At 70.8% G+C, this 17,084-nt stretch carries 15 protein-coding genes; 3 read left to right on the top strand and 12 right to left on the bottom strand.

The features are described 5' to 3' along the window. The first annotated feature begins 26 nt into the window (after positions 1-26). Positions 27-863: a PHP domain-containing protein gene (locus JOE57_RS02265; protein WP_204916198.1), complete on the top strand. Its 837-nt coding sequence runs from the start codon at positions 27-29 to the stop codon at positions 861-863. 133 nt (positions 864-996) lie between these two features. Here the strand turns inward: JOE57_RS02265 and JOE57_RS02260 are convergent, their stop codons facing one another. Next, positions 997-1,851, bottom strand: a complete 855-nt coding sequence (locus JOE57_RS02260) for an alpha/beta fold hydrolase (RefSeq protein ID WP_204916197.1) — start codon at positions 1,849-1,851, stop codon at positions 997-999. A 35-nt stretch (positions 1,852-1,886) separates the two neighbouring features. Here JOE57_RS02260 and JOE57_RS02255 point away from each other — a divergent pair, with 35 nt between their 5' ends. Then, positions 1,887-2,675, top strand: coding sequence for a ParA family protein (locus JOE57_RS02255; RefSeq protein ID WP_204916196.1), 789 nt, complete (start codon positions 1,887-1,889; stop codon positions 2,673-2,675). Between the two features lie 67 nt (positions 2,676-2,742). Here JOE57_RS02255 and JOE57_RS02250 read toward each other — a convergent pair whose 3' ends face one another. Then, complete coding sequence (locus tag JOE57_RS02250) at positions 2,743-4,302, bottom strand: DEAD/DEAH box helicase (protein ID WP_204916195.1); 1,560 nt, start codon at positions 4,300-4,302, stop codon at positions 2,743-2,745. 177 nt (positions 4,303-4,479) lie between these two features. On the opposite strand from JOE57_RS02250, the gene JOE57_RS02245 reads away from it, so the two are divergent. Then, complete coding sequence (locus tag JOE57_RS02245; protein WP_338041113.1) at positions 4,480-5,220, top strand: ferritin-like fold-containing protein; 741 nt, start codon at positions 4,480-4,482, stop codon at positions 5,218-5,220. 8 nt (positions 5,221-5,228) lie between these two features. On the opposite strand, the gene JOE57_RS02240 is transcribed toward JOE57_RS02245, so the two are convergent. The 10 genes from JOE57_RS02240 to JOE57_RS02195 form a co-directional block, all read right to left on the bottom strand. Next, the gene (locus JOE57_RS02240) at positions 5,229-5,468 is read right to left on the bottom strand and encodes a DUF3107 domain-containing protein (RefSeq protein WP_239578815.1); all 240 of its coding nucleotides are present in this window, start codon (positions 5,466-5,468) and stop codon (positions 5,229-5,231) included. 143 nt (positions 5,469-5,611) lie between these two features. After that, positions 5,612-6,403, bottom strand: coding sequence for an FHA domain-containing protein (locus tag JOE57_RS02235; protein ID WP_204916194.1), 792 nt, complete (start codon positions 6,401-6,403; stop codon positions 5,612-5,614). Positions 6,404-6,446: 43 nt separating this feature from the next. Continuing rightward, positions 6,447-7,724, bottom strand: coding sequence for a vWA domain-containing protein (locus tag JOE57_RS02230; RefSeq protein WP_204916193.1), 1,278 nt, complete (start codon positions 7,722-7,724; stop codon positions 6,447-6,449). Between the two features lie 136 nt (positions 7,725-7,860). Next, the gene (locus tag JOE57_RS02225) at positions 7,861-8,967 is read right to left on the bottom strand and encodes a PP2C family protein-serine/threonine phosphatase (protein ID WP_239578814.1); all 1,107 of its coding nucleotides are present in this window, start codon (positions 8,965-8,967) and stop codon (positions 7,861-7,863) included. Further along, positions 8,964-11,366, bottom strand: a complete 2,403-nt coding sequence (locus JOE57_RS02220) for a serine/threonine-protein kinase (RefSeq protein WP_204916191.1) — start codon at positions 11,364-11,366, stop codon at positions 8,964-8,966. Before JOE57_RS02220 ends, JOE57_RS02225 begins: the two co-directional genes overlap by 4 nt. Next, a complete protein-coding gene (locus JOE57_RS02215; RefSeq protein ID WP_204916190.1) occupies positions 11,363-12,559 on the bottom strand; it encodes a hypothetical protein in 1,197 nt (398 codons plus the stop codon). The genes JOE57_RS02220 and JOE57_RS02215 overlap by 4 nt, the downstream gene beginning before the upstream one ends. Next, positions 12,556-13,542, bottom strand: a complete 987-nt coding sequence (locus JOE57_RS02210; protein ID WP_204916189.1) for a glutamate ABC transporter substrate-binding protein — start codon at positions 13,540-13,542, stop codon at positions 12,556-12,558. Before JOE57_RS02210 ends, JOE57_RS02215 begins: the two co-directional genes overlap by 4 nt. Further along, on the bottom strand, positions 13,539-14,879 hold the full coding sequence (locus tag JOE57_RS02205) for a hypothetical protein (protein WP_204916188.1): 1,341 nt from the start codon (positions 14,877-14,879) through the stop codon (positions 13,539-13,541). The genes JOE57_RS02210 and JOE57_RS02205 overlap by 4 nt, the downstream gene beginning before the upstream one ends. Continuing rightward, positions 14,876-16,525 carry an AAA family ATPase gene (locus JOE57_RS02200; RefSeq protein WP_338041112.1) on the bottom strand — a complete coding sequence of 550 codons (1,650 nt, stop codon included), beginning with the start codon at positions 16,523-16,525 and terminating at the stop codon, positions 14,876-14,878. Before JOE57_RS02200 ends, JOE57_RS02205 begins: the two co-directional genes overlap by 4 nt. Next, positions 16,522-17,082 carry a hypothetical protein gene (locus tag JOE57_RS02195; protein WP_204916187.1) on the bottom strand — a complete coding sequence of 187 codons (561 nt, stop codon included), beginning with the start codon at positions 17,080-17,082 and terminating at the stop codon, positions 16,522-16,524. The genes JOE57_RS02200 and JOE57_RS02195 overlap by 4 nt, the downstream gene beginning before the upstream one ends. Between the last annotated feature and the right edge of the window lie 2 nt (positions 17,083-17,084).

Raw genomic sequence — 17,084 nt, 5'->3', positions numbered from 1 at the left:
GGACGTCAGCGTGATACACCTGATGGATGCGGATCGACCTGCACACCCACTCCCGAGTGTCGGACGGAACGGACTCACCGGCTGAACTGGTGCTGAAGGCGGCCGAGGCCGGGCTCGATGTGGTGGCGCTCACCGACCACGACACCTTCGACGGACTCGACGAGGCCGTCGCCGAGGGCGGGCGCGTCGGTGTCCAGGTGGTGCGCGGGATGGAGCTGTCCTGCTCCCGACGCGGGCAGAGCGTGCACCTGCTCGCGTACGGTGCCGATCCGGATCACGTCGGGTTGGCCGAGGAGATGGTCCGGGTGCGGCAGGGGCGTAGCGGGCGGCTGCTGCCGGTGCTGGCCAAGCTGGCCGAGCTCGGCGTTCCGGTCACCCAGGAGGAGGTGATGTCCTTCGTCGGTGACAGCCCGTCGGTCGGACGACCGCACATCGCCGACGCGTTGGTCGGCGCCGGCCACGTACAGGATCGGACGGAGGCGTTCGACCGGTTCCTGGCCGACGGCGGACCGGCGCACGTCACCCGGTACACCATCGGGATCGGCGAGGGGATCGACCTCGTCCACGCCGCCGGTGGGGTGGCGGTGATCGCCCACCCGTGGGGCCGCGGGCGGGAGCGGGTGCTGCCTGAGTCGGCGCTGGAGCAGCTGGTCGCCGACCATGGCCTGGACGGGATCGAGGTCGACCATCAGGACCATGCGACCGAGGTCCGGGAGCGGCTGCGCACGCTCAGCAGCCGACTCGGCGTACTGATCACCGGTTCCAGCGACTATCACGGCACCGGCAAGGTCGATCATGAGCTCGGCTGCAACACCACCGCGCCGGAGATGTTCGCCGAGCTGCTGCGCCGGATCGGCCGCTGAGGCCGGCCGCCCGTTGCCGTCACCGCAGGGGTGACGCCGACTTCGCGCACCCTGGTGGTCGTCACACAGGGTCGACCCTGTGTGAAGTCACCTCAAGGTGCGCGAAGTGCCGGTTTCGGTGCGTACGGCCAGGTCAGAGTGAGCGCAGCAGCTTGGCCAGCGTGTCGGCGGTCGCCTCGGGTGCCTCGTAGTTGGGGCAGTGGTCGGCGTCGGGGATGACGACCACGCTGGTGCCGAGCCGGGCAGCCATCTCGTCCTGCTCCTGCTGGGGCCAGGCGATGTCGCCCTCGCCTCGGACGACGAAGACCGGAAGCCCGGTCGCCCTCAGCTCGTCGATCTGGTCGGCGGTATCGATGAGGATCTGGGACATCCCCGACAGTGAGGCGGGGTTGCCGGTGACGAAACGCCGCCGGAGGAAGGCTTCGACCTCCGGCGCGTTCGGCGGCGCCCCCTGCGCCTGCTCGATCTGCACCTTCTGCGCGTACACGTCGCCGATCTCCATCGTGGCCAGCGAGTCGATCATCAGCTGCAGCCCCGACCCGTCGCCATGCCCTCCCGGCCCGGTGCAGAACAGCGTCACGCTGGCCCAGAGCCCGGGATGACGGATGGCGGTCCGGGCGGCCACCAGGCCACCGAAGCTGTGACCGAGCAGGTGCACCGGCTGGCCGGCGACATGCCCAGGCAGCTGCTGGGCGAACGCGGCGGCGTCCTCGGCGAACGCATCCAGGCTGAAGTCGTCTCCGGCGGCGGCGCTCTCGTACTGGCCGCGCTGGTCATAGCTGTACGCGGAGAAGCCGCGATCCGCCAGCAGCGGCATCAGGACCGAGAAGTCCTCCTTGGAGCCGGTCCAGCCGTGCACGAGCAGCACGCTCGCCTCCGGCTCGGCGGCCGGGACATAACTGGCTGCCAGGGAGACGCCACGTCCCGTCGGCTCGATGACGGTGGACCTGACCTGGGGCGGAGTCTCGACTGTGCGTGGGCTGACCATGGCAGCCACTCTAGAAGGAGGCACAATGGCTCTCAATGACCACCTCAGCCAAAGCCCGCATCATCGCCGTCGCCAACCAGAAGGGCGGCGTGGCCAAGACGACCAGTGTCGCCTCGATCGGCGCGGCCCTCGCCGACCTCGGGCAGCGGGTGCTGCTGGTCGACCTCGACCCGCAGGCGTGCCTCACCTTCTCCTTGGGCTACGACCCGGAGACTCTGGAGCGCTCCGTCCACCAGGTGCTGCTGGGGGAGGTGAAGGCGGCCGAGGTACTGATCGAGACCGAGGAGGGTCCGGTGCTGCTCCCGGCCACCATCGAGCTGGCGACGGCCGAGCAGCAGCTGCTGATGCGGACCGGGCGGGAGCAGCTGCTCAAGGCGGCGTTGGCTCCACTGGCCCGGCAGTTCGACGTCATCCTGCTGGACTGCCCGCCCTCGCTCGGCATCCTGACCACGCTGGCGATGACCGCTGCCAGTGGGGTGCTGATCCCGCTGCAGTGCGAGACGCTGTCGCACCGCGGTGTGGGGCAGCTGCTGGACACCGTCTATGACGTGAAGAGGATGACCAATCGCCGGCTCAAGGTGATCGGCGTGCTGCCGACGCTGTTCGACTCCCGCACGAACCACTCCCGGCTGGTGCTGGACCGGATCGGTGCGGACTACGGCATCGACGTTGTCGGGCCGCCGATCCCCAAGTCGGTCCGGTTCGCCGAGGCGCCGGCAGCCGGCCGGTCCATCCTGGCGACGGCGCGGTCCTCCAAGGGCGCTGCGGCCTACCGTGAGGTGGCCCAGGCGCTGCTCGGAACGGAGACTGCGGCGACCACCTAGCTCTCAGCCCGGTCGCCGCCGCTGTGGGCCCAACCCACCCGGCTAGCCCGCTTCGTGGGGCCTCTGGTCAGCTCTCCTGTGCGGGTGCCGAGTCGGACTGCGAGTTGCGGGAGCGGCTGCGCCGCCGCCGGCGCGGGGTCTGTCCTTCGCCCGACGTGCCCGCCTCGTCCGATGGGCCCGCGGAGTGTTGGGCGGTCGGCTGGGCGTCGGAAGTGGCGCTGGCCTCGACCGGTTCGCCGTTGCGGGTCCGTCGCCGCTGCCGGCTGGTCCGCGGCCGATCCTCCCGGCGACCACTCTCGGTATCCCGGCGCGGCCGGTCCGAGCGCGGCGAGCCGGACCGAGATGACCCGGCGGCAGCCGACGGCCGGGCCGGGACGATGCGTCCCTTGGTACCCGGGTCGATGCCGAGGTCGTGGTAGAGGTGCTCGGACGTGGAGTAGGTCTCCTGCGGCTCCTCGAAGGGCAGCCCCAGCGTGTTGTTGATCACCTTCCACCGAGTCCGGTCGGCCCAGTCGACGAAGGTGATCGCCACCCCGGAGGCCCCGGCCCGACCGGTGCGGCCGATCCGGTGGACATAGGTCTTGTCGTCATCGGGGCACTCGTAGTTGATCACATGCGTGACACCCTCGACGTCGATGCCGCGGGCGGCGACGTCGGTGGCGACCAGGACGTCGACGCCACCCTCGCGGAACTTCGTCAGCGCCTTCTCCCGGGCGATCTGGGACAGGTCGCCATGGATCGGTGCGGTGGAGAAACCGCGCTCGGTGAGATCGTCCGCGACCCGCTGCGCAGACCGCTTGGTACGGCAGAAGATCATCACCCGGTTGCGGTTCTCGGCCTGCAGGATGCGGGCCACCACCTCGGGCTTGTCCAGGTCGTGCGCCTGGTAGACGAACTGGGCCGTGGTCGGGACGGTCGTCTCGTCGCCGGCGGACTCGGCCCTGATGTTCACCGGGTGCCGCAGGTGGGTGCGGGCCAGAGAGACGATCGCGCTCGGCATGGTCGCCGAGAACAGCATCGTCTGGCGCAGCTCGGGGGTTTTGGACAGGATGCGCTCGACGTCGGGCAGGAAGCCGAGGTCGAGCATCTCGTCGGCCTCGTCCAGCACCAGCACCTTGATGTGGCTCAGGTCCAGGATCCGGCGGTCGACCAGGTCCAGCAGTCGGCCGGGGGTGCCCACGACGACGTCGACGCCGGTGGCGAGCGCGTCGATCTGCGGCTCGTAGCCAACGCCGCCGTACACGGTGAGCACTCGGGCGCCCCGCTGTGACGAGGCGGTGGTCAGGTCCTTGCTGACCTGGCTGGCGAGCTCGCGGGTGGGGCAGACGACCAGCGACTGCGGGGCCCCGGGCTTGGCGAGCTGGTCGTAGTCACGGTCACCGGGGATGATGATGCGCTGCAGCAGCGTCAGCCCGAAGGCCAGCGTCTTGCCGGTGCCGGTGCGGGCCTGGCCGATCATATCGGTGCCGGTCAGTGCGATCGGGATCGCCATCGCCTGGATCGGGAAGGGGTGGACGATGCCCACGGCGGAGAGTGCGTCACACAGTGAGGGCATCACCCCCAGGTCCGCGAAGGTGATCTGCTCGACCACGGGCGGGGTTGACTCGGTGGTCTCGGCTTCGGTCATGCTGGTGTTCGTCAGGGTCTCGCCTTTTCGGGTCTTGGGAGGTAGAGAGTTCACCTGGATTTCCGGCACATCGCAGCAAAAGTGTGGCGCGGTGCCAGGAGTTCAGGGACGCACTCAACGTTGCGTACGGCCCGAGTCTATCGCGAACTGCCGGAAACCGCGGTTAGGCTGCCGTCCATGAGCGATACGCAGGGCCCGTCGGGACCCGAACCCGAGCCCGGACCTCCCTCGTCGGCGGGACCTGCGGGCCTGTCCGGGGACATGGACTACCGGCAGGGAGCGGTCGACCTGCTCGGGGTGCTGGCCTACGGCGCGCTGACCGCCTTCGAGCGGCTGGCCGAGGATGCGCGGATGGCGCCGTCGCTGGCCGACAAGGTGTACGTGGCGACGATGGCGGCACACCAGATCGAGCATTTCGCCCGGGTACGGGACCGGCTGGCCGAGCTGAACGCCGATGTGATGGTGGCGATGGAGCCGTTCCACGCCCCGTTCGACGCCTTCCACGAGTACACCGCGCCCAAGGACTGGTACGAGAGCCTGCTGAAGGCCTATGTCGGTGACGGCTTCGCCGCGGACTTCTACCGGGAGGTGGCGGCGTTCGTCGACCCCGACACCCGCGCGCTGGTGCACGAGGTGTTGGCCGACGAGGGACACGGCGAGTTCGTGGTGGAACAGGTCCGGTCCGCGATCGCCGAGGACCCGGCCAAGGCCGGCCGGCTGGCACTGTGGGGCCGCCGGCTGGTGGGGGAGGCCCTCACCCAGGCTCAGCGGGTTGCGGCGAACCGCGATGCGCTGACGAGCCTGTTGACCGGGACCGTGGACCGCCCCGGGATGGACCTGGCCGCGATCAGCCGGATGTTCTCGCGCCTGATCGAGAACCACACCAAGCGGATGGCGAAGCTCGGCCTGCAGGCCTGACCTGCTGCTCAGATGCCGCTGAAGCCGACCCGGCGGGCGTTCTCCTCGCCGAGGTCGAGGTAGCCGATCGAGGCTGCCGGCACGACCACCTTGCGACCCCGGTCGTCGCTCAGGGTCAGCAGCCCGTCGGAGGCCAGCGCCTTGGCCAGGGCCTTCTCGATGTCGTCCGCGGTACTGCTCGTCTCGAGCACGATCTCGCGGTTGACGTGCTGGATGCCGACCTTGATCTCCACGTGTTCCTCCTGCATGCCGGGCCCGCCACTCAGAGCGGGTGTCTTCGCTGGTCGCTGATGTCGTCTGGTGCATCTCCCACCGTGCCACATGCCGGCGTCGAACCGGGCACCTGTTCGCGCACGGCGGAGACCGCCGCCCGGCGGCGCCGGCTGGCCGGCTAGAGGGTGGCCTTCTCCTCGTCGGTGGCGGGACGGATGACGAGTCGGGTCCAGGCTCCGACGTAGACCCGGTCGTCGGCATCGAGTTCGTGCTTGGGTCCCACCGGGATCGGGTCGGTGGGCAGCGGACCGCTGGCCGGGCCAACGAAGGTGCCGTTCGACGAGTCGAGGTCCTCGACCCACCACCGGCTGCCGTCGCTGGTGAGCTGGGCCTGCCGCCGGCTGATGCCGGTGTCGGTCTCACAGTCGACGTCGGGGTTGATGTTGCGGCTGCGGGACTTGCGGCCGATCAGCGCGGACCTGGCGCGGAGCGGGATGACCTCGGGCAGGCCGGGGGAGGGCATCGGGTCGGGACTCTCCTGGGCCTGGTACCAGTCCGGGTCCACCCACACCTCGACCACCCAGTCCACCCCGGCGGTTGGGGGCGGGGTCGCACCGGCCTCGGCGGCGCCCCCGTCGGCCGGGGGAGCAGCGACCGCCGGCGGTGTCTGCACTGCCGAGGTGGCCGCGGCCTCCGGTGCAGGACCGGCGCTGCGCGGCATGGTGCCGGTGGTGAAGTCGTAGCCGCAGCCCTCACAGAACAACGCCTCGGGAAGGTTCTGCAGGCCGCAGTTCGGGCAGGTCTGCGGTCCCAGACCCTGCTCGGCCGTGCCCGGGGTGGCCAGCTCCGGCGCGGGCGCCTCCGGGGCAGCGGGGCTGGACGTGCGGGCGGCGGTGTCGATCGGCGCTCCACACACGTCGCAGTAGTCCTCAGCCTCCGAGCGGTGTCCAGCGGGACAGGTTGCGGTCATGACGTCTCCTTCGATCTCGAGGCTAGCGACTGTGGGCCATCGGCTACTTGATCCGGGTGGTTTTGGTGGAGGCCGTGTCCAGGGCCATCTCGTCGGCCTTGTCGACCGAGCGCTTGAGCCGGACGGTCCCGGTCTCCTCGCTGTCGATGTCGACGACCTTCCGCAGCTTCTGGGTCGCCTCCTCGTTGCCGGTCTCGGCAGCGAGCTGCACCGCCCTGCCCAGCTTGGTGGTCGCCCGGGCGTCGTCACCGGCGGCCTTGGCCGCCAGGCCCTCCTGGATCGCCTCGGCCAGCTCGGTCTGGCCGGTGTAGTGAGCCACCTCGGCGTTGATCCGGGTCGTCAGCGAGTCGTCATCCGACCACTTGGCCTTTACCAGCCCCTGGGCGACGATCTGGTCACCGAGCGCCAGCTGGACGCGCGCAGCCAGCTGCTCCTGACCGATCGCCTTCGCCGGCAACCGCACCGCGACGTGGTAGTCGCGGGACTCGTCGCCCCAGGACCCGGTGGGGTAGGCGCCGGTCAGCGGGTTGACCTGGCGGCGACGTCCGGTCAGGTCCTCCACCGTCGGCGAGACCTGGCGGACGAACAGGATCTGCGCGCCCTGCGGGGTCCAGACGCGCAGCTGGGCGTCGGCCACGCCCCGGCTCATCGCCCGGGTCATCAGGTCGGAGAACACCTGCGTCATCTGCTCCGGCTGCGGGATGATGTCCACCGTGCCCAGCAGCGCCTGGGCGATTCGGCGTACCTCCGCCACCTGCCAGTCGACACCGACACCGCGGCAGTCGCACTGGAACCGGCCGGTGACCCCGCGGATCGCCGCCGTCAGCTGCTCCGGCGTCTCGTTGTGGTTCTCGCCATCCGTCAACAGGATGGCGTGCCGCTGCACCACCGCGGGCACCGAGTCGAACAGCCGGGCCGCCAACATCAGCCAGGTGCCCATCGCGGTGCCACCGTCGGCCCGGAACTGCTGGATGGCCTGCAGGGCCTGATGGCGCGTGTTCGGGTCCATCCGGACCATGCCGGTGCTGGACCGGGCGGGCGGATAGGCGAGGTAGGCCTGGTGGCTGCCGGCGACCACGGCGAACCAGGTGCCGTCGAGGATCTGCTGCACCGCCGCCGCGGCCGCCACCTTGGCGGCTTCGAGCTTGATCCGTCCCATCGAACCGGAGGTGTCGACGATGATGATCTCGCCGGCGTCACCGCCGCCGCTCTGACCGGCCGCTCCGGCTCCCGAGCAGGTCAGCGTGACGATGGCGTTGACATCGGTCCCGCCGTCCGGCAGGAACTCGTTCTGATACACGCTGGCGCTGAACTCAGCCATGATCGCCTTTCCCCTTTGTTGTCCATCTGGTCGTGGGTACGTCTGGTCGTGGGTACGTCTTGTGGTGGGTACGTCTGTTGCGGGCACCTGCAGTATCCCGCCGGCCGGGTCCATGGCCCTATCCCGCCCGCGGTCCTCATCCCTGGCTGCCGGCGACAGCGGTGTGTCGGGCCAGTGCAACCGTGATGTTGTCCTTGCCGCCCTGCTCGCAGGCCCAGTCCACCAGTGCCTGGGCCAGCGCCGCCGGCCCGGGCTGCCCCGGGGAGAGCTCACCGACCAGCTGCTGGAGGGCGTCGGCCTCCGAGGCGTAGTTCCACAGCCCGTCGGAGCAGACCAGCAGCCAGCCGTCAGCGTTCACCGTCAGCGAGCCGGTGCGCGGTTCGAAGCCCGGGCTGTCGCGGCCCAGCCACTTGGTGATCGCGTGTGCCTGGGGCCCGTTCTCGGCCTCGGAGCGGGCGACACCGGACTCGATCCGGACCTGGGCCACCGAGTCATCCTGGGTCAGCTGCTGGGCGCGTTCGGTGCCGCCCAGGTCGGGGATCCAGTACGCCCGTGAGTCACCCACATTGCCGTACACGATCAGGTCGCCCTCGAGTACCGCAGCGACGAAGGTGCAGGATGCGGTGCTGTCGGCATCGGCGGTGCTGTTGTCGACCACCGCGGTGTTCGCCTGGGCCGCTGCGGAGCGGATCGCCGACGCCAACGCGCCGACCCGGCTGGCCACCGGGCCGATGCCCGCGGGGCGGAGGGAGACCAGGACGTCCCGAGCCCGGCGGGCGGCGGCCAGGCTCGCTACGTCGGAGTCCTGCGAGGTGGAGACACCGTCACAGACGACCAGTACGGCTCGGGAGTTGGGCTCGGCGTCGGCGGCGATGGCCGAGGCGTCCTCGTTGCGGTGGTGCCGGACGCCCCGGTCGCTGACGGCGGCGACCCAGTCGGCCGGCAGCTCGGTGTAATGGTCGCGCTCCCGCGGCGCCCTGGTGCCGCAGGTCTCGCAGTAGCCGTCGGCGCCGACCACACCGCCGCACTCGGCGCAGGGCCTGGCCGCGGCCGGCGGATCGGTGGGCGCCTCCGGGGTGACCGGGCGGGAGAGCGAGATGGGGGTCTCGTCGGCTGCCGGGGTGGGCGGGTCCGCTGACGGGGTCAGTTCGGAGCCGCACGACTCGCAGAAGCTGTCCACCGCCGCAACCTCGGCGCCGCAGGTGGGGCACCTGAGCGGGGTCGGGGTCTGGGCTGAGGTCATCGCAGGCTCCATCTTCTGAACTCGTTGGCCCGGTCGACCATGGCGACCCGGGTCTCGTCGTCGGGGGCCATCCTGGCCAGCTCCCGGTAGGTGTGCTCGAGCCCGTCGTGCAGCGACTGCGGTACGGCGGCGTAGGAGCCGATCCGGATCTTCTGCTGCGGACCCTTGGACCGGACCGCGTCCAGCGCCTTGTGCAGGACCTTGATCGTGAACTGGGCACGGTCGGCCGGGTCGAGCTGGACCGAGGCGATGCTGGCCATGGCCGCCGACAGCGACTCCAGGCTGCCCCCCGAGGCGTACAGATGCACGGCCCGCTGGCGGCGGGACTCGATGTAGCCGCGGCTGGTGGGCGGCACCAGGTCCAGTGCGGCTACCGCCCCGTCGATGTCGCCCCGGTCGGCGCGCACCCGGGCCATCCCGAACGCGCCGGCGGCGACATAGTTGGCGTCGGTGCTGGCGCAGATGCCATACATCGACTCCGCCAGCACCGGCTCGCCGCCCCGCTCGCACGCCAGGCCGAGGGCCAGCTTCGGGGCCAGCTCGCCCGGCACCTGCCCGTACACCGCATTGAACGAGGACTGGGCAGACCTGATGTCGCCGCGCTGCAGCGCTGACAGACCGGCGATCCAGACGGCCCGCCACTCCCAGGGGTCGGCCGCGAGCATCTCCTCGACCACCTGCTCGACCAGCGGAGCCCGGCGCAGCTGCAGCGCCGTTCGGGCTCGGGCCAGCTGCACCTCCGCGGTCGTCTCCGGAGCGGTCAGCAGCGCCTCGAAGCGCGCCGCCGGGTCGTCGATCCCGATGTTGCTGAGCCAGGCGTACTGCGGGTCGGTGGTGTCCTGCCGGAGCGCCGGCAGCTCGTCCCATTCGAGCACGTCGCTGGTGATCGCCGGCGACTCGAACAGCATCGAGGCAGCCGACGTCGCCGCGGTGCCGACGACCGTCCGACCCACCTCCTCGCGCAGCACGCCGAGCAGTTGCACCCGAAGCTCGTCCACCGAGGCGAACCGGTCCGCCGGATCCGGGGCGCAGGCCTTCGCCAGCAGCCGGTAGAGCGAGTCGTGCTGCTGGAACAGCGGCGTCTGGTCCACCGGGGGCAACGAGTCGACGTAGGTGGTCTGGTAGCCCCGGAACTCCATCATCAGCACCAGCAGGGTGCGTCCGATGGTGTAGATGTCCGAGGCGACGGTGGTGCCCATCTCGGCCACCTCGGGGGCCTGGTAGCCGACGGTGCCGTAGATGGCCGACTCCTCGTCGTCGAGCCGCCGCACCCCGCCGAGGTCGATCAGCTTGATGTCGTCGCCGACCTGGATCAGGTTGTCGGGCTTGAAGTCGCAGTAGACCAGTCCGAGGTCGTGCAGGTACTGGAAGGCCGGCAGCACCTCGAGGATGTAGGCGATCGCCTGGTCCACCGGCAGCGGGTCGTACTCACCGTTGTTGGCCCGCATCCGCTCCTTGAGCAGTTGCTTCAGGGAGGTGCCGCCGACAAACTCCATCACGATGTAGCCGGCGTCCTCGTGGGTGACGAAGTTGTAGATCTCGACGATCTGCGGATGCTCGACCTGGGCCAGGAAGCGCTGCTCGGCGATGGCGACGGCCAGCGCGTCGGCGTCGCCGGTGTTCAGCAGCCCCTTCAGCACCACCCAGCGGTCGGACACGTTCTTGTCCCGGGCCAGATAGATCCAGCCCAGACCGCCGTGGGCCAGGCAGCCGGCGACCTCGTACTGGTGGGCCACCAGATCGCCCGGCTTCAGCTTCGGGTTGAACGAGAACGGGTTGCGGCACTTGGGGCAGAAGCCCTCCGTCCGGCCAGGCTCCCCGGCCCGGCTCCGCCCGACCGGCGCACCACAGCGGGGGCAGTTGCGTTTGTGCTCGGGGACCTGCGGGTCCTTCATGATCGCCCGGGAGGCGTCGATCACGGGCATCGGCGGGACTCGGGTCAGACCCGCTCCGAGCCGGGCGGAGCGCAGCCGGGCCGAGCCGGGGTGGATCCTCCGGGTGATGGTCGATCCGCTGGCGGTCGCGCGCTTGGACCCGAGCGCTATCGAGTCCAGCCGCGAGGACCCACGGGTGATGGTGGACAAGGGTGCCGAGCCGGAGCCTTCCTGCTGCTCGACAGCCACGCCCTGGTCCGGCTCCATCCCGCAGACGTCGCAGTAGCCGTCGAGGATGGTGCCGGTGCACCCTGGCCGTCGGCAGCGCTGCCCGTCGGCAGCGGCCGGTCTTCCCAGCGCGACGGTCGGACCGGTGCGCCCGCTGGCGGTCGCCGGTGCCTGAGCAGGCCCGCCGGCGGTCGCCGGTGCCTCCGCAGGACTGCCGCAGACGTCGCAGTAGCCGTCGAGGATGCTGCCGGTGCAACCCGGCTGAGTGCACCTGGTCGGTGCGACGGGAGTGCTCATGGGGACTCTCCTGACTTCGCGGTGACCTGAAGATAGCTCTGGTAGAGCGACACGAGCTGGCCGGCGATGCCCATCCGGACGGGTCGGCGCGCCAGCGCATCACTGGCCATCTCGTCGGCCCGCCGGACGTCCGGGTCGTCGTCCACACCGAGGGCGGTCGCCTTGGCCCGGTAGGCCGCCAGCCGGCTGACCAGCTCGTCGTAGTCGTGCAACGCCCTGGTGTAGGCGTCCTGGGCGTGGGTCATGGCCCGCGACACCTGGTCGAGCCGGCGGAGGAACACCTCCAACGCGGCTGGCGTGTTGGGCAGCGGTCCCAGCGCCTGCACGTCCGGGACGGCGTAGTTCGGCGCGGTGTCGACGGTGTGCACGCACTGGTCGGCCAGCTTCTGCAGCGCCACCTCACGGGCAGCCAGGTCGCGCAGCAGCTCCCGGGCCCGGTCGAGCCGGGCCGTGGCCTCACGGCGCTTGGCGGCATTGACGATCAGGTCCCGCTCGAACCGGGCGGCGTCGTTGCCGAGCGGCGGCAGCAGCCCACCGACGTCACCACCCCTGGCCGCCTTCTCCGCGATCTCCGCCAGCCGTGACCCCAACCGCTCCAGCTGCCGGCGCCCCTCGGCTCGGTGGATGACCGGTTCCAACTCGATCTGGTCCCGGATCCGTTCCAGCTGGGCGCGCAGCTCACGGACCCGTTCGGCCACCTCCAGCCCCGATGGGTCCAGCGCAAGCCTGACGCGGAGCTGGCCGGCCAACGCATCGGACAGTCGGCAGGCCTCCGGCAGGGACACCGCCAGGCCGGCCACGAATCCGCCCGCGCCACCCTTGGCGAGCATCGACTGGTCCAGTGTGCCGTCCAGCCGCCCCCAGATCAGTGCGGACATCCGTTCGCGTTCGGTCTGCCCGACGCGGCCGGAGTCCCAGGTGGCGAGCAGCAGCTCGTACCGGTCACTCACCGCCTTCCACAACGCCAGGGACAGCATCAGGTCGTGGGTGAGGGCGTCCTTCTGATCCGACTGCAGCGCCGCCCGGTCGAGCTGGTCCAGCTCGCGCCGCCGGTCGTCTCGCCACCGCCCGAGCGCGTCGAGGTACTCCAGCGCGGCGCGTGGTTCGACAGCGACGCCGAGCCGCCCGGGGGCCGCGGGGGCGACAGTGCCGGCCACGCCGGAGCTGCTGGGTGGGACCCCGGGAATCGTCATGGGGTGCGACCGTACTGCGCCGCGGGCGGCTTCGGCGCCTTGCCCAGCGGCCCGCTCAGCCAGGTGTTGTAGATCCTGGTCCACTCGCCGTCGGTGCGCATCCGCTCCAGCACCTGGTTGATGAAGCGGACCAGGTCGACCTGCTCCTTGTTGACGCCGATCCCGTACGGCTCCGCGGTGAACGCCTTCTGAGCGGGCACCTCGGCGTACGGGTCCTGCGCAGCCAGCCCGGCCAGCACCGTGTCATCCCCGGTGATGGCCGTCACGTCACCCTGCTGGAACATCACCAGGCAGCCGGTGTGGGTGTCGGCGCCGACCGGGATGGCCTTGGGGGCGAGCTTGATCAGGTTGTCCATACTGGATGTGCCCTTGGGCGCGCAGACCTTCTGCCCGGACAGGTCGGTGATCGACTTGGCCTTGGATCCCCTGCGAACCAGGAACTTCTGACCGGACCGGTAGTACTCGGTGGAGAAGGCGATCTGGGTCCAGCGGTCGCAGTTGATCGTCATATTGCGGGCGACGATGTCCACGGTTCCGTCCTGCAGCGCACCGATCCGCTGGGCTGCCGTGATCACCTTCAGCTCATAGGCGTTCTCGTCCCCGAAGATCGCCTTGGCGACGGCCTTCACCAGGTCGATGTCGAAGCCCTCGATCCGGCCGGAGAGAGGGTTCCGTGAGCCGAGCAGGTACGTGTCGGCCGAGACCCCGGCGATCAGCCGTCCCCGCTGTTGGATCTTGCGCATGGTCGAGCCGGCCGGCATCTTGCCGGGTGCAGGCAGAGTGCCCTCCGGCCGGTATGAGACGAGCGGGTTGCTGCACTTGACCGGTGCCTGACCGCCACCGCCCGAGGGCGCTTCGCTGCTGGGCGTTGGCCTCGGGATCGGGGTCGGGGCGTAGCCGGCGCTGCAGCCGCTCAGCAGAGCTGCCAGCAGGACGGTGCCGCTGAGCAACCGGCGCAGTCGGCTCGATCGGCCAGTGGTCATCGGTACTCCTTCAGCCTGGTGCCGATCCCGACCCAGGACAACCAGCCGGCGGCCAACGCGGCCAGGGCGGCGAGCACCGCGCCGAGCCAGAGCCCGACCAGTGGCCGACCGAGCGCTGCCGACGTGTCGGAGCTCGCTGAGGCCAGAAACTCGGCTACCGCACTGTTGAAGCTGCCGAAGGTCGCATTGGACGACTTGGCGCCGGTCCCGGTCGCCACCTGGACGGCGGCGTCCCAGCTGCCGCCGTCATCGAGCTTGCGGAGCTGCTGGTGGGTGGTCCGGTAGCTCTGCCAGAGCGGCTGGAGATCCTGCCCGCTCGACGGCAGGGCAGCGAGCCGGCTGTCGACCTGGGCCGCCGCTGTGGCCCAGGCCTTCTCGAAGGCCGCGCCCGACCCGCGGGCGATGAGCGTGAGGCTCTCGTTGGACTTGGCGTTGTTGGCCTCGATCCTGGCGCTGGCCGCGTCCCGGACGTCGCTGAACGAGCCCTGTTGGATTGCGTCGAGCCGCTGGCCCAGCCCATTCAGCGCGACCGAGCCCGCGATCAGGGTGGCCAGTACCAGCACGGTCGCCGCCAGCAGGCCGAGGTTGAAGGTGCGCCGGAACCGCCGGGCCACCCAGTACTGGGTGAAGAGCAGACCGCCGAGGGCGAGCAGCCCCGACAGGATGAACAGGTAGCCCAGGCCTGGGCTCATCTCATCCGCGGCACGCTCGGTGTTGGCCACGACCAGGTTGTCCAGGATCGGCAAAGCCGTGCTGCGCAGCTCTGCGCTGGCGTTGCGCAGGTACTGGGCGCCGACCGGGAAGCCCTGGCGGTTGTTGGCTCGGGCCTGCGCCATCGAAGCGGCGTAGCCGACCACCTCGTCATTGAGGGCTGCCAGCGCGTCGGCATCGGCCGGCTGGGCCTCGGCGGCCTCGGCGATCAACGCACTGGTCTGAGACAGTGCCCGGTCGTAGGTGGCACGCTGGGCGGGCGGCTCCAGGCCGCCGACCAGGAAGGCGTTGGTGGCGGTGGCATCGGCCTCGAGCAGGTTGGTCTGGATCTTCTGCACCCGGATCAGCTGGTCGGTGTTGTCCCTGGCGCGGTTCAACCCGTTCGCGGTGTTGCCGAAAGTGAAGGCGCTCAACGCCGCGAAGAGCAGTGACAGTGCGATCAGCATCGCTGCCAGCAGGCTGAGCCGTTGTGGTGTGCTGGCCCGGCGCTTTGCCGGGCCAGCCGCGGCAGGCGCGGTCTCGGCGGCCGGTCGGGCCGTCACCGGAGCCGAAGTCGACGTCGCCGCGGCCGGTGCCGCTGCCGGGGTCGGCGGTGGCGGCGCTGCGGCCGGCTGGGATGAACTCATCGGGCCTCCTCCGGTGCCGGCGGGTCGGCCGATCCGGCCGCTGTGATGGGCTCGACGGACCCGGCCGCTCTGGTGGGCTCGGCAGGTCCGGCCGCTGTGATGGGCTCGCCGGCCCCGGCCTCGGGGGCGGGCTCGTCGGGGTCGAGGTCCTCGGGCAACAGCTCGCGCAGTTGGCGGAGGGTGGGCTCCGCCACATCACGCAGCCGCCAGGCGTGGTGGCCGATCGCTGCCTCCAGGCAGTTGCGGGCGAACCGGCCGTTGCCGAAGGTGCCGCCCCGGGGTGTCGTCGCCAGGATCGAGGAGAAGCGGGTCAGGCAGTCGGGACTGACGTCGTAGTCGGCGGCCGAGGCCATCGCGGTGAAGATGTCGACCAGCTCCGGGTCGGAGTAGTCGTCGAACTCGATCGTCGTCCGGAACCGACTGGACAGCCCGGGGTTCTGAGCGATGAAGAGGGCCATCGGGTCGGGATAACCGGCGACGATCAGCACCAGGTCGTCGCGCTTGTCCTCCATCTCCTTGACCAGGGTGTCCACCGCCTCCTGCCCGTACTGGTCGCCGGCCAGGCTGTACGCCTCGTCGATGAAGAGCACCCCGCCTTCGGCCGACTTGACCACGTCGGCGGTCTTCATGGCCGTCTGCCCGAGGTAGCCGGCCACCAGCTCGGACCTGTCCACCTCGATCAGCTGACCCTTGGACAGCAGGCCCAGTGCCCGGTAGATGCCGCCCACCAGCCGGGCGACGGTGGTCTTCCCGGTGCCGGGGTTGCCGACGAAGATGAGGTGCCGGGTGATGGTCGGCGAGCGGAGCCCCGCCTTGGTGCGCAGCCCCTCGACCCGCAGCACCGCCACCTGGCGGTGGATCTCGGCCTTGACGTCCCGCAGGCCGATCAGGGAGTCGAGCTCTGCCAGCAGTTCCTCCAGCGGCCGGGCGGGCTCCGCCTTCCCGGCTGCGCCAGCTGCGCCGGTCGTCAGGGTGGGGCCCGAGGCTGCCGACGATCCGGGCTGGCCGGGGCCCTCCCGCTGCTCCGGGTTGGGCTGCGGCCCCGGAGCCGGCTGGTCGGGGAGCGTCGTCGGTGGCGCCGCGCCGTTCAGCGGTTCGAGCAGATGGCCCAGACCCAGCCGGGACAGGTCAGCGATGTTGTCCTGGGTCAGCCTGAGGGCCGCCAGCACGGGGTTGGTCGGCAGCAGCGGATCCGACACCGGGGTCGCCGCCCGGTCGACCGGCGGGGGGCGCCAGGTGCGGGCGGCATTGAGCTGTGCCGACGCCGCCAGAGCGGCGTTGCCGACAGCACGGGTTGTCGGTTCGCCGAGGTTGCCGGCCGCGGCGCTGACCCCGGCCAGGGCGCGAGCGTACAGCTCGGTGTGCGGTGAGCCGGCCACGCGCAGCTGCTCGAGCAGGACGGTCGGCGCGGCCCGCCACCGGCGGCCGCGGGAGGCGGCGTCGAAGAACTCCTGGCTGGTCGTGTGTCCGGTCTGCCGGCCCCAGTCGACGAAGGCCAGCCGGGACGACTCGGACACGGTGGCGGCCAGTGCCTCTCCCTCCGAGCGGGCCTGGTCGAGGGGCAGGCCGGCAGTGCGGGCGGCGTTCTCGAGTGCCCTCAGTGACTCGGCCAACGGGCGGGCCGGGTCGGGCGTCGACCCGTTCACTGCCCCTCCAGGTCGAGCGAGCTCTGCGGCGGCACGGCCGGGGTCGGAGTCCCGAGATCGAGATGCCCGCCCGTCGAGGCGTGACCGAACTTCTCCTGCAGGAACCGGCCGTGGGCGATCAGCGCGTCGGCGTCGGTGCGGCAGACGGCGTCGAAGATCTTGTCCATGGTGGCCCCGAGCAGGTCGAGCTGGTCGATCAGCAGCATCAGCGAGGTCTTGCCGCCCTCGACGGGCCTGGAGTCGGCCCACTGGCGCGGCAGCCGCAGGTAGCCGCCGAGCGCCTCCGGCAGGTAGTCGGTGGCGGTGGCCATCACCGAGTACGCCTCCTGGCTGCCCAGTCCGAGGTTGCGGAGCCTGGGCATGGTCTGCCGGACGGTGCCGCTGACCCGCTTGACCCGCGACACGACCGGTGCCGGCACGTCACTCTGCACGACCAGGGACTCGATCCGGTCCAGTGCGGCCATGATGTCCGCCTCGGTCGGGGCCGGTGGCGTGCTGACGATCGGGGCCGGCTGCTGCCTACCGGTGACCCTGGCCCACCACTTCTCGAGTGACATCT

The organism is Microlunatus panaciterrae, from assembly GCF_016907535.1.
Taxonomy (GTDB): domain Bacteria; phylum Actinomycetota; class Actinomycetes; order Propionibacteriales; family Propionibacteriaceae; genus Microlunatus; species Microlunatus panaciterrae.
The sequence above is the reverse complement of the archived record's forward strand: the minus strand, read 5'-3'. Positions and strand labels throughout refer to the sequence as shown.